Below are 12,000 nucleotides of genomic sequence, written 5' to 3' on the forward strand. Positions count from 1 at the left end.
GGGTCGGGGCTAGCGGGTGGTGGTGCTGGAGGACCCCAGCCCGGGGGTGCCGGGGGGCGGCGCGTCGGCGGGGTTGCCGGCCAGGCGCAACGACTCCCAGACGTTCTCGTACCAGGCCGCCGACGGTTCGGGCACGGTCGTCGCCGCCTGCTGCGGGGACACCCGGTCGGCGTCGCTGGGGCCGTCGACGACGTAGGGGACCTCGCCGGGCATGACGTAGCGCAGCCGTTCCCGGGCCTGGATGACGACGAACGTGTCGTCGTCCCAGCGGGCCTGCTCGCCCCGGGCGGCGGCGAGGTCCTGCTGCTGCTGGGTGATCCGGGCGTTGAGCCGCCCGATCTCCGAGCGCTGCTCCAGCCACTTCTGCAGGCTGGGGAGCAGGAAGACGGCCAGGAGCAGGACGACGGCCGACAGGACGAGGACGCGGGGGCCGCGGGTGCGCCGGCGGTCGGCCGGGCTCATCGTCGCGGCGCTGCGGCCACGGGTCGCGGGGGCCGGGCGCGACCCGCCGCGGGTCGCGCCCGGGCCGCGGCTCGCGCCCGGACGTGCGCTCTGCCGGGGGGCGCCACCGCGCCCCGCAGCCCCCGCCGACCGGGAGGAGCTGCGGGGCGCAGTCGGACGTCGCGTCGCCATGGGGTCCAGCTTCTCCCGGAGGCGTCGATCGAGCGGTCAGGCGCGCCCGGTGAAACCGGCCGAGCGCGGGAACGCCTTGGCGCCGGCGTAGCGGGCCGCGTCGTCCAGCTCCTCCTCGATGCGCAGGAGCTGGTTGTACTTCGCGACGCGCTCGGAGCGGGCCGGGGCGCCGGTCTTGATCTGGCCGGACCCGACGGCGACGGCGAGGTCGGCGATCGTGGTGTCCTCGGTCTCGCCCGAGCGGTGGCTCATCATCGTGGTGAAGCCGCTGCGGTGGGCCAGGTCGACCGCGTCGAGGGTCTCGGTGAGCGAACCGATCTGGTTGACCTTCACGAGCATGGAGTTGCCCGCGCCGAGGTCGATGCCCTTCTGCAGGCGCTCGGGGTTGGTGACGAACAGGTCGTCGCCGACCAGCTGCAGCTTGGCGCCGAGCGCGTTGGTGATGTGCACCCAGCCGTCCCAGTCGTCCTCGGACAGCGGGTCCTCGATGGAGACCAGGGGGTACTCGGCGACGAGGCCCTCGTAGTAGCCGGTCATCCACTCCGCCGAGCGCTTCGAGCCCTCGAAGTCGTAGCCGCCCTCGCCGAGGAACTCGGTCGCGGCGACGTCCAGCGCCAGCGCGATGTCGCGGCCGGGGGTGAAGCCGGCCTTGCCGATCGCCTCGAGGATGAGGTCGAGGGCGTCCTTGTTGCTCGGCAGGTCGGGCGCGAACCCGCCCTCGTCCCCCAGGCCGGTGGCCAGGCCGCGGGACTTCAGGACCGACTTCAGCGCGTGGTACGTCTCCGCGCCCCAGCGCAGCGCCTCGCGGAAGGAGGCCGCGCCGACGGGGGCGATCATGAACTCCTGGATGGCCACACCGGTGTCGGCGTGGGCGCCGCCGTTGACGATGTTCATCATCGGCACGGGCAGGACGTGCGCGTTGGGGCCGCCGAGGTAGCGGAACAGCGGCAGGTCGGCGGCCGAGGCGGCGGCCTTGGCCACCGCGAGGGAGACGCCGAGGATCGCGTTGGCGCCGAGGCGGTTCTTGTTCGGCGTGCCGTCCAGGTCGAGCATGACCTGGTCGATGAGGCGCTGCTCGTGGGCGTCGTGGCCGACGAGGGCCGGTCCGACCTCCTCGATGACGGCCTCGACGGCCTGCTCCACGCCCTTGCCCAGGTAGCGGCCCTTGTCGCCGTCGCGGCGCTCGTTGGCCTCGTAGGCGCCGGTGGAGGCGCCGGACGGCACGGCCGCCCGCGAGAAAGTCCCGTCGTCGAGGAGGACCTCGACCTCGACGGTGGGGTTGCCGCGCGAGTCAAGGATCTCGCGAGCTCCGACGGCCTCGATGGTGGCCACGCGCACTCCTCGTGCTTCTCGATGTCGTCTCGTGGTGGTGCTGCTGGTGGTGCGGCCCGAGCCTAGTCGTCCCGCCCGCGGCGGGAACCACCGCCCGAGCCCGGACGTCCCCGTGGACAGGGACCGCAGGAGACGGAGGGGGCCGGACGTGAGCGAAGCCGACAACGCGTGGCGCATCGAGGTCGACGGCGCCGACCACGAGGTGGACGTCGACGTGAGCGCGATGACGGGCAAGATCGTCGTCCGGCTGGACGGCGAGGTCCTCGAGGAGGACCGGATCTGGTTCTCCGACAAGCAGATCCGCTTCACCCTCGGCAGCTGCGAGGTGCAGGTGGACGTCGACCTCGCGAACGCGGGCTTCTCGACCCGGTCGTCCCTGCGCCTCGACGGCCGGCACGTGGAGCCCCTGCGGCGCTGACCCGGACGACGACCCGGCGGCCGCGGGTCAGCCCGCGAGCGCCGTCCAGCCGAGCCGGCCCGCGCCCACGAGGCCCGACCCGCGCGGCAGCGCCGAGGGCGTGATCCGGACGTCGGCCAGGTGCGGGTAGACGGCGAGCTCGGCGTAGGCGCGGCGCAGCGGGTCCAGGAGGACGTCGCCGGCCGAGGCGACCCCGCCGCCCACGACGACGTCGGTGAGGTCGAGGAGCGCGGCCGTCGACAGGAAGGCCGAGGCCAGCGCGCGGGTGCCGGCCGCGATGACGGCGGTGGCGATGACGTCGCCGTCCCGCGCGTCCGCGGTGAGCGCCTTGGCGTCGGCGTGCTCCCCCACCCGCCAGCCCTGCGCGTGGGCCGCGCGGACCATGGCGGGGCCGCTGGCGTACGCCTCGACGACGCCGAAGGCGCCGGAGCCGGGCAGCAGCTCACCGTCGAGGACCACTCCGACGTGGCTGATGAACCCCGCGTTGCCGGTCTTGCCGGCGAGGATCCGCCCGTCCAGGACGATGCCGCCGCCGATGCCGGTGGACACGACGACACCCATCATCGAGGGCGACCCCGCGGCGGCGCCGATCCACTGCTCGGCGGCGGCGAAGCACTGCCCGTCCTGGGCGAGGGCCCCCCGCACGGGCCGGCCCAGCACCTGCGTGGCGGTCGCGGCGACGTGCTCGAGGAGGGGGAACCCGCGCAGGGAGACGATGTTGACGGGGTGCACGGTGCCCGTGGTGGTGTCGACCGGGCCGGCCGAGCCGATGCCGACCACGTCGGCCACCTCCAGGTCAGCGGCGCGGGCGTCGGCCAGGACGTCGGTGACCAGACCGGACAGCGCGGCCCCCACGGCGCCGGCGTCGTGGGCGTCGGTGGGCACCTCGCGGTCGTGGCGCACGGTGCCGTCGTCGGCGACGAGTCCTGCGGCGATCTTGGTGCCACCGATGTCGATGGCCAGCACGTGGGTCACGACCGGCGACCCTACCGAGCGGCGCCCTCGGCCCGACGCGCCTCGACCTCCAGCGCCCGCACGGCCCGGCGCAGGGCCGCCTCGGGGTCGACGCCGGCGGCGCGGGCCCGCCGCACGAGGGCGAGCAGCTCGGCCCCCACCTGCTCCTCGGTGAGCTCCTCCCCCGGCTCGGCGGGGTCGTCCAGGCCGGCGCGCTGCAACCGCCCCAGGACCTTCTCGGCGCGGGCGAGGGCGGGCAGCTGCAGCGGGATGCCGTCCAGGACGGACTCGCGCCGCTTCTCCGTCGCCTTGATCGCGTCCCAGCCGGCCTGCAGGTCCTCCGCGACGGCCTCCCCGGCGAACACGTGCGGGTGGCGCCGTTCCAGCTTCGCGACCAGGGTCGCGGCCACGTCGTCGATGTCGAACGGCTGCTGCGGGTCCTCCTGCGCGAGGCGGGCGTGGAAGACGACCTGGAGCAGCACGTCCCCGAGCTCCTCGCGCAGTTCCTCCCGGGTGCCGTTCTCGACCGCGTCGACGACCTCGTAGCTCTCCTCCACGAGGTACGGCAACAGCGAGGCGTGGGTCTGCTGCGCGTCCCACGGGCAGCCGCCGGGCGAGCGGAGGCGGTCCATGACGGCGACGAGGTCGAGCAGAGCGCTGCCAGGCACGGGGCGGGTCATGGGCGCCACGGTACGAGTGCCCCGCGGTGGGCCGGCGCTCTACCATCGGCTCAGGACGCAGGAGGAGGCGAGTGCCGTGACGGTGACCACACCGCTGACCGCTGGCGAGCCCATGACCTGGGACGAGTACGAGGCTCTGCCGGAGGACCCCCACCGTGAGTACATCGACGGAGTCGTCGTCGTGACCCCTGCGCCCGGCCTGCAGCACCAGAGGATCTCCGTGGCGCTCGTGACCCGACTGCGGGAGGTGCTCCCCCCGACGCACGACGCCACGGTGGCCTGGGGCTGGAGACCCGGGAAGGACGAGTTCATCCCCGACGTCCTCGTCTGGGCCCGCGCGGACGAGACGGACGACCGGCGGTTCACCGGCACCCCCGCCCTGGTGGTCGAGGTGCTGTCCACCAACCGTCGCGACGACCTGCTCCTGAAGATGGCGAAGTACGCCGCTGCGGGGCTGCCGAACTACTGGATCGTCGACCCCCGCGAGCGCACGCTGTCGGTCCACGTCCTCGACGACAGCGGGGTGTTCCGCGCCGACCGCGTCCTGCGGGACGGCGAGCCCGCCGTCCCGCTGACGTTCGGCCCGGCGAGCCTGGTCGTCGACCTCGGCGCGCTGCTGCCGTAGCGGCTACCGGGCAGCGGCGACGGCGGCGGGCTGCTCCAGCAGCACCGCGTTCACGAACTCCGTCGCCCACGCCAGGATCTCCGCGTCCCGCAACGGCTTCCCACCGATGCGCGCCGTCATGGGCGCCGGCACGAGCGCGACGTCGAGGGCAGGTTTGAGGATCGTCCCCGGGTACAGCCGCTTGAGGCGCAGCTCCCGGGACTCGGGCAGGTTCACCGGCGCGAACCGGACCTGCTTGCCCAGGAGGGCGACCTCGCGCAACCCGCCCTGGCGGGCGGCGATGCGGAACTTCGCCACCTCCAGCAGGTTGAGCACCGGCTGCGGCGGGGTCCCGTAGCGGTCGACGAGCTCGCCGTGCAGGTCGACGAGGTCCTGCGCGGAGTCGGCCGCCGCGAGGCGGCGGTAGGCCTCCAGGCGCAGCCGCTCGGACGGCACGTAGTCGTGCGGCAGGTGCGCGTCGACGGGCAGCTCGATCTTGACCTCGGTGGGTTCGGGTTCGGCGTCGTCGTTGGCCGCGCCGGGCACCTTGTTGCGCACGTCGGCGACGGCGTCGGCGACCATCCGCATGTAGAGGTCGAAACCCACCCCGGCGATGTGGCCGGACTGCTCCCCGCCGAGCATGTTCCCGGCCCCGCGGATCTCCAGGTCCTTCATCGCCACGGCCATGCCCGAGCCGAGGTCGGTGTGCTGGGCGATGGTGGCGAGCCGGTCGTGGGCGGTCTCGGTGAGGGGTTTCTCCGGCGGGAACAGGAAGTAGGCGTACGCCCGCTCCCGGCCGCGGCCCACGCGCCCGCGCAGCTGGTGCAGCTGCGACAGGCCCATGGTGTCGGCGCGCTCGACGACGAGGGTGTTGGCGTTGGAGATGTCCAGGCCCGTCTCGACGATGGTCGTGCAGACGAGGACGTCGAAGCGCTTCTCCCAGAAGTCGACGACGACCTGTTCCAGGCGGTGCTCCCCCATCTGCCCGTGGGCGGTGGCGATGCGCGCCTCGGGGACGAGTTCCTTCAACCGGGCTGCGGTGCGCTCGATGGAGGACACCCGGTTGTGGACGTAGAACACCTGCCCCTCGCGGAGCAGTTCGCGCCGGATCGCGGCGGTGACCTGCTTCTCCTCCTGGCCGCCGACGTACGTCAGGACGGGGTGGCGCTCCTCCGGCGGCGTCGCCAGCGTCGACATCTCCCGGATCCCGGTGACGGCCATCTCCAGGGTGCGCGGGATGGGCGTGGCGCTCATGGCGAGCACGTCGACGTTGGTGCGCAACGTCTTCAGCGCCTCCTTGTGCTCGACGCCGAACCGCTGCTCCTCGTCGACGACGACCAGACCGAGGTCCTTGAACGTCACCTCCCCCGACAGCAGGCGGTGGGTCCCGATGACGATGTCCACGGACCCGTCGGCGAGGCCGCCGACGGTCTCCTTGGCCTCGGCGCCGGGGGTGAACCGCGACAGCGGTTTCACCGACACCGGGAACTGCGCGTACCGCTCGGCGAACGTCTTGTAGTGCTGCTGCACGAGCAGCGTCGTCGGCACGAGCACGGCGACCTGCTTGCCGTCCTGAACGGCCTTGAACGCCGCCCGCAGGGCGATCTCCGTCTTGCCGTACCCGACGTCGCCGCAGATGAGCCGGTCCATCGGGACCGGTTTCATCATGTCGGCCTTGACCTCGTCGATGCTGACGAGCTGGTCGGGCGTCTCGACGTAGGCGAACGCGTCCTCGAGCTCGCGCTGCCACGGCGTGTCGGGGCCGAACTGGTGCCCCTTGGTCGCCATCCGCGCCGAGTACAGCCGGATGAGGTCCCCGGCGATCTCCTTGACCGCCTTGCGCGCCTTGCTCTTGGTCTTGGCCCAGTCCGAGCCGCCCATCTTCGACAGCGTCGGGGCCTCACCACCGGTGTACCGGGTGACCTGGTCCAGGGTGTCGGTCGGGACGAACAACCGGTCCCCCGGCTGCCCGCGCTTGCTGGAGGCGTACTCCAGGACGAGGTACTCGCGGGTGGCGCCCTGGATGGTGCGCTGGACCATCTCGACGAACCGGCCGATGCCGTGCTGCTCGTGGACGACGAAGTCGCCCGGGCGCAGCGAGAGCGGGTCGACGGCGTTGCGGCGCCGGCGCGGGGCCATGCGCCGCATGTCCTTCGTCGACTGACCGCCGACCCCGGTGATGTCGGACTCGGTGACGAGCGCGGTCTTGAGGGACTCGGCGACGAAGCCGTGCTCGACGCCGGCGGTCGTCACGGTGACGACCGCCGGTGCCGGTTCCTCGACGAGGTCGTCGACGAGGCGGGCCGGGACGTCCTCGCCGGAGAGCATCTCGACGAGCCGCTTGGCCGGGCCGTGGCCCTCGGTGGTGACGACGATGCGCCACCCCGCCGAGGCCAGGTCGCGCAGCTCGCGCAGCGCCTTCTCCGTCTCCCCCCGGTACCCCGCGAGGTCCCGTGCCCCGACGCGCAGGATCCGCACGTCCTCCAGGTCGCGCAGCTCCTCGTCCTCCACGAGGGACGTGATGGACCACCACGGGCGGCCCGTCGCCTCGGCGTGGGCGCGGACCTCGGCCAGGGACGCGAACGACGAGGCACCCAGGTCCACGGGCGTGGCCCCACCGGCGGCGGCGTTCACCCACGCGGCGTCGAGGAACTCCGCGCCCGTGGCGACGAGGTCGTGGGCGCGGGCGCGGACCTTCTCCGGGTCGGCCAGCACGACGTGGGTGCCGGCGGGCAGCACGTCGAGCAGCGGCTCCATGCCGTCGACGAGGGCGGGAGCCAGGGACTCCATGCCCTCCACGGCGATGCCCTCGGCGAGCTTGGCCAGCACGTCGGCCGCACCGGGCAGCGCGTCCTGCAGGGCGCGGGCGCGCTCGCGCACCGCGTCGGTGAGCAGCAGCTCCCGGCACGGCGGGGCCCACACGCCGTCGGGTTCGTCCTCCAGCGAGCGCTGGTCGGCCACGGAGAAGGACCGGACCCCCTCGACCTCGTCGCCGAAGAACTCCACGCGCAGCGGGTGCGGGCGGGTGGGCGGGAAGACGTCGAGGATGCCGCCGCGGACGGCGAACTCACCGCGGCGCTCGACCATGTCCACGCGCGCGTAGGCCGCGGCGGCGAGCGCCTCGACGGTGGCGTCGAGCCCCACCTCGTCCCCGGGGCGAAGGCGCACGGGTTCGAGGTCGGCCAGGCCCTTGACCAGCGGCTGCAGCACGGCCCGCACGGGCGCCACGACGACGCGCACCTCCCCGGCCGTCGGGTCGTCGGGCGAGGGGTGGGCCAGGCGCCGCAGGACGGACAGCCGCTGGGCGACGGTGTCGCTGCGCGGGGAGAGGCGTTCGTGCGGCAGCGTCTCCCACGCGGGGAACTCCGCCACCTGGTCCGGCGGCAGGTAGCAGCGCAACCAGGTGGCCGTGTCCTCGGACTCGCGCCCGGTCGCGGTGACGACGAGGAGGGGGCGCTCGGCGGCGAAGGCCGCGACGAGCGCGGGCCGCACCCCCACCGGGGCGACGACGTCGAGGGCGCTGCTGCCGCCCTCGCGGGCGGTCTGGACGGCCGCGCGGACGGCGGGTTCGGTGCGCAGGACGTCGAGCAGGCCGGTGAGGCTCACGAACACTCCGGGGTGAGGGTCGAACGGGTGGAACGAGGGGTCGAGCGCGGGGACGCTGGCGGTGGGCCCAGCCTACGACCGCCCTCCGACACGGGCCCGGTCGCGGCGCGGGCACCGGGGACGGCGGCCGCGCTCGCTACTGTCGCGGCGTGTCCGGCACCGCAGAGCAGCACGTCCCCGAACCCGCCCCCCGTCGCCGGCGCCCGCCGGTCCTGCGGATCGTGCTGGGCGTGGTGCTCCTGGTCCTGCTGGCCTGGGCCGCCGCCGTGGCCGTGGCCGGTGTCCAGGCCGGCCGGGCCCTGCAGCGCGTCGCCGACGAGGTGCCCCGGCTGGAGGCCCGGGTGCGCGCCGAGGACTGGGCGGGGGCCCGGCGGGGGGCGGCCCGCGTCGCCGAGGACGCCGCCGCGGCCGACCGGGCGACGTCGCAGCTGCCCTACCGGCTCGCCACCGGGGTGCCGTGGGTCGGTGACCAGCTGCGGGCGGTGGCCGGCGGGGCGCGCGCGGCGGCGCTGCTCACCGAACCGCTGCCGGAGGCCGTCGGCGTCGTCGACGGGGTCCTGGGCCGGGGACTCGTCTCGGCCGACCGCACCGTCGACGTCGCCGGCTTGCAGGAGCTGACGCCGATCGTCCTGGACTACCGCACGCGCATCGAGCAGGCCCGCACGGCGCTGCACGCCGGGGAGAGCCCGCAGGTGCTGCCGGTCATCAGCTCCCGCCTGGACCCGGTGACGGCCCAGCTGGACCAGGTGTCCGCTCCGCTGGGGACGGCGGCGCAGGTGCTGCCGCAGCTGCCGGCGCTGCTGGGCGCCGAGGGCCCGCGGACCTACCTCGTCGCCTTCACCAACCCCGCCGAGATCCGTCCCGTCCAGGGCATCGTGGGGGCCTACGCCTACCTGTCGGTCGACGGCGGGAGGATCACGCTCACGCGGACCGGCACCGACAACGACCTGTACGCCGCGCGCGCCGACGTCTCCCTCGTGGGGCAGGAGTTCCTCGACCTGTACGGGCAGGACGCCGCGCGCGTGCAGAACGTCACCCTGGGGGGCAGCGCCGACGAGGCGGGGGTCCTCACCTCCTCCCTCGTCGCGGCGGCGGGGTTGCCGGCACCGGACGTCGTCGTCTTCGTCGACCCCGTCGGGCTCGGGCAGCTGCTCGGCGCCGAGCACCCGCCGCTGCAGCTCGGCCCGTTCGGCGACGTGGCGACCGCGGACCTGGCCCGGACCCTCATGTACGACGCGTACGTGCGCTTCGGGACGGACCAGGACGCCCGCAAGGCGTTCCTGGCGGCGACCTCGGCCGCGGCCTTCGAAGCCGTCCTGTCCGACGGTCTGTCCACGGCCGCGCTGGACGGGGCGCGCCAGGCCGTGGACAGCGGGCACCTGGCCGTGTGGTCCAGCCGGCCGCCCGAGCAGGCCGCGCTCGTGGCGGCCGGGGTGGCCGGGGTGCTCGGGGCACCGCGCGACGGCGTCGTCCACGTCGGGCTGACCGGGGTGGTGCCCTCGAAGCTGGACTACTGGGTGACCCCCGCGTTCACCGTCTCCCCGCCGTGCGCGGCGACGGGGTCGAGCTCGTTGTCCCTGTCCCTGACGAACTCCGTACCGGCCGACGTGCCCGCGTACGTGTCCAACGCCGCCGCCCCCCGCGCCGCCGACCGGCGGACGGCCGTGGAGACGGTGTCGCTGTGGGTGGCCCCCTGGGTCGGTCTGGACGGGGTGAGCGTCGACGGTGCGCCGGTCGCGGCCGCCGTCGACGAGGAGGAGGGCTGGCGTCTCGTGCGCGTCACGGTGCCGGTGCCCCCCGGCACGTCGGTCACGGTCGACTGGCGCTTCTCGGGGTCCGCGGACGCCCTCCCGCGCACGGTCCAGGGCCCCACGACGGCGAGCGCACCGACGGTGACGACGGGCGGCTGCACTCCGTAGGCGTTCACCCGAACGTGTCGATGTCGTCACTCTCGTCACAACACGCCACCTCGACTGGGCCGATCGGCTGGACTCCGGGGTGACGTTCCGTCATCCTGGGGACCGCCTGGCGATCACAGGGTTCACCGGGCACTCGACGTGGGGGGAAACCACCGTGCGCAAGACCACCGCCCGCCTGGCTGCTGCCGGGGCTCTGACCGTCGCCGCTCTCGGCGCCACCTCCGGTGCGGCCCTGGCGGGCACCGCCTACGTGCCGTCCACCCCGACACCGACCGTCTCCGACAGCGTCACCCCGTCGGCCAGCCCGACCACCGGTGGGTCCACCCCGGGCGTGTCGGTCTCCCGCACCACCACCCCGGCCGCCGTCGGCGGCTCGAACGACGAGCTGGCCTACACCGGTGCCGACGTGCTGCCCTGGGCCGCTGCCGGCACCGTGCTGGTCCTCGGTGGGGCGGCGATGGTCGTCGCCGGGCGCCGGAAGCCGGGTCGCTCGCACTGAGCTGAGACCGCACCGCGCACGACGAAGGGCCGCCGGGGAACCGGCGGCCCTTCGTCGTGCACCCGCTCGTGCGGGACTCCCTCAGGCCGGCGCGTGGAACTTCTGCTGCGCCGCCTCGAGCCCGTCGAGCACGAGCTTCTCGACGGCGTCGGCGCCGTCCATCAGCAGGAAGGGCAGGTCCTTCTTCTCCGTGCTCGAGAACTCCTTGAGCACGAAGTCGGCCGGGTCCTGCCGGCCCGGCGGACGGCCGATGCCGAGGCGGACGCGGAAGTAGTCCTTGTCCCCCAGCGACTTCGAGATCGAGCGCAGCCCGTTGTGGCCGCCCTCACCGCCGCCGCGCTTGAGGCGGACGGCACCGAAGTCGACGTCGAGCTCGTCGTGCAGCACGACGACGCGCTCGGGCGGGACGTCGAAGTAGTTCGCGAGACCGGCGACGGGGCCGCCGGAGACGTTCATGTACGACGTGGGGGCCGCGAGCACGGCGCGCGGCCCGGGGGCACCGCCGGGCAGGACGCCGAGGCGGACCTCGGCGACCCTGGCCCCGGAGCGGTGCCGCTTGAAGGACCCGCCCGTGCGCGAGGCCAGCTCGTCGAGCACCATCTGCCCGACGTTGTGCCGGGTGCGTTCGTACTCGGCGCCGGGGTTGCCCAGGCCGACGACGAGCCAGGCCTCGCTCACGGGGTGCGGTCCTCCGGGTGGATCGGGGTCAGGACTCGTCGGACTCGGCCGGGGCGGCCGCCTCGTCCTCGGACTCCTCGCGCACGATGCCGGCCTCGGCCTCGGCGGCCTCCAGCTCGGCCTCGGCCTGCGCGGCGGTGGCGGCGGCGCTGACGACGACGACGAGCTGCTCGGCGTCACCGGCCAGGGCGACACCGGAGGGCAGCTGCACCTCGGAGGCGGCGACGTGCGAACCGGCCTCCAGACCCTCGACCGACACGGTGACCAAGGCGGGGATGTGCGTGGCCTCGGCCTCGAGGGACAGCGTGGTCAGCTCCTGCTGCACGACGGTCTCCGGGCCGGCCTCGCCCTCGACGTGGACGGGGACGTCGACGACGACCTTCTCGCCGCGACGCACGACGAGCAGGTCGACGTGCTCGATGAAGCCCTTGATCGGGTCGCGCTGGACGTCCTTGGGGATCGTCAGGTGCGACTGGCCGTCGACGGTGATGTCGAGCAGCGCGTTGGAGGCGCGCAGCGCCAGCAGCGTCTCGTGACCAAGCAGGGTGACGTGCAGCGGCGCCTCGCCGTGGCCGTAGACGACGGCGGGGATCTTGTCGGCGCGGCGGACGGCGCGGGCGGCGCCCTTGCCGAAGCTGGTGCGCTTCTCGGCGGTGAGCTTGGTCTCGGCCATGGTG

11 protein-coding genes are annotated in these 12,000 nt (G+C 74.2%); 4 read left to right on the forward strand and 7 right to left on the reverse strand.

Annotation, left to right across the window (positions count from 1 at the left end; translation table 11 throughout):
* Positions 1-9: 9 nt before the first annotated feature.
* Together AB2L28_RS01770 and eno are read right to left on the reverse strand one after the other, a co-directional pair.
* A complete protein-coding gene (locus AB2L28_RS01770; RefSeq protein ID WP_370716995.1) occupies positions 10-462 on the reverse strand; it encodes an FtsB family cell division protein in 453 nt (150 codons plus the stop codon).
* Between the two features lie 207 nt (positions 463-669).
* The gene (gene eno, locus AB2L28_RS01775; protein ID WP_370716996.1) at positions 670-1,965 is read right to left on the reverse strand and encodes a phosphopyruvate hydratase; all 1,296 of its coding nucleotides are present in this window, start codon (positions 1,963-1,965) and stop codon (positions 670-672) included.
* Positions 1,966-2,113: 148 nt separating this feature from the next.
* Between eno and AB2L28_RS01780 the strand changes: the two genes are divergently transcribed.
* Positions 2,114-2,383 carry a PepSY domain-containing protein gene (locus AB2L28_RS01780; protein WP_370716997.1) on the forward strand — a complete coding sequence of 90 codons (270 nt, stop codon included), beginning with the start codon at positions 2,114-2,116 and terminating at the stop codon, positions 2,381-2,383.
* Between the two features lie 27 nt (positions 2,384-2,410).
* On the opposite strand, the gene AB2L28_RS01785 is transcribed toward AB2L28_RS01780, so the two are convergent.
* Both AB2L28_RS01785 and AB2L28_RS01790 read right to left on the reverse strand, forming a co-directional pair.
* Entirely contained in the window at positions 2,411-3,358 is a 948-nt protein-coding gene (locus AB2L28_RS01785; protein ID WP_370716998.1) for an ROK family protein, read from the reverse strand.
* An 11-nt stretch (positions 3,359-3,369) separates the two neighbouring features.
* Complete coding sequence (locus tag AB2L28_RS01790) at positions 3,370-4,017, reverse strand: nucleoside triphosphate pyrophosphohydrolase (RefSeq protein WP_370716999.1); 648 nt, start codon at positions 4,015-4,017, stop codon at positions 3,370-3,372.
* A 76-nt stretch (positions 4,018-4,093) separates the two neighbouring features.
* On the opposite strand from AB2L28_RS01790, the gene AB2L28_RS01795 reads away from it, so the two are divergent.
* Positions 4,094-4,642 carry a Uma2 family endonuclease gene (locus tag AB2L28_RS01795; RefSeq protein ID WP_370717000.1) on the forward strand — a complete coding sequence of 183 codons (549 nt, stop codon included), beginning with the start codon at positions 4,094-4,096 and terminating at the stop codon, positions 4,640-4,642.
* A 3-nt stretch (positions 4,643-4,645) separates the two neighbouring features.
* Here the strand turns inward: AB2L28_RS01795 and mfd are convergent, their stop codons facing one another.
* Positions 4,646-8,227, reverse strand: coding sequence for a transcription-repair coupling factor (mfd, locus tag AB2L28_RS01800; protein WP_370717001.1), 3,582 nt, complete (start codon positions 8,225-8,227; stop codon positions 4,646-4,648).
* 149 nt (positions 8,228-8,376) lie between these two features.
* On the opposite strand from mfd, the gene AB2L28_RS01805 reads away from it, so the two are divergent.
* Positions 8,377-10,146 carry a DUF4012 domain-containing protein gene (locus tag AB2L28_RS01805; protein WP_370717002.1) on the forward strand — a complete coding sequence of 590 codons (1,770 nt, stop codon included), beginning with the start codon at positions 8,377-8,379 and terminating at the stop codon, positions 10,144-10,146.
* 154 nt (positions 10,147-10,300) lie between these two features.
* A complete protein-coding gene (locus AB2L28_RS01810) occupies positions 10,301-10,645 on the forward strand; it encodes an LAVTG motif-containing sortase-dependent surface protein (protein ID WP_370717003.1) in 345 nt (114 codons plus the stop codon).
* Between the two features lie 81 nt (positions 10,646-10,726).
* Here AB2L28_RS01810 and pth read toward each other — a convergent pair whose 3' ends face one another.
* Positions 10,727-11,323 carry an aminoacyl-tRNA hydrolase gene (gene pth / locus AB2L28_RS01815; protein WP_370717004.1) on the reverse strand — a complete coding sequence of 199 codons (597 nt, stop codon included), beginning with the start codon at positions 11,321-11,323 and terminating at the stop codon, positions 10,727-10,729.
* Positions 11,324-11,351: 28 nt separating this feature from the next.
* Positions 11,352-11,996, reverse strand: a complete 645-nt coding sequence (locus tag AB2L28_RS01820; RefSeq protein WP_370717005.1) for a 50S ribosomal protein L25/general stress protein Ctc — start codon at positions 11,994-11,996, stop codon at positions 11,352-11,354.
* Positions 11,997-12,000 lie beyond the last annotated feature (4 nt).

It is taken from the genome of Kineococcus mangrovi (genome assembly GCF_041320705.1).
GTDB lineage: Bacteria > Actinomycetota > Actinomycetes > Actinomycetales > Kineococcaceae > Kineococcus > Kineococcus mangrovi.

Excerpts from the sequence above, each read along its gene's own strand:
- AB2L28_RS01770 (WP_370716995.1), bottom strand. The coding sequence starts at position 462 with ATGAGCCCGGCCGACCGCCGGCGCACCCGCGGCCCCCGCGTCCTCGTC.
- AB2L28_RS01820 (WP_370717005.1), bottom strand. The coding sequence starts at position 11,996 with ATGGCCGAGACCAAGCTCACCGCCGAGAAGCGCACCAGCTTCGGCAAG.
- AB2L28_RS01790 (WP_370716999.1), bottom strand. The coding sequence starts at position 4,017 with ATGACCCGCCCCGTGCCTGGCAGCGCTCTGCTCGACCTCGTCGCCGTC.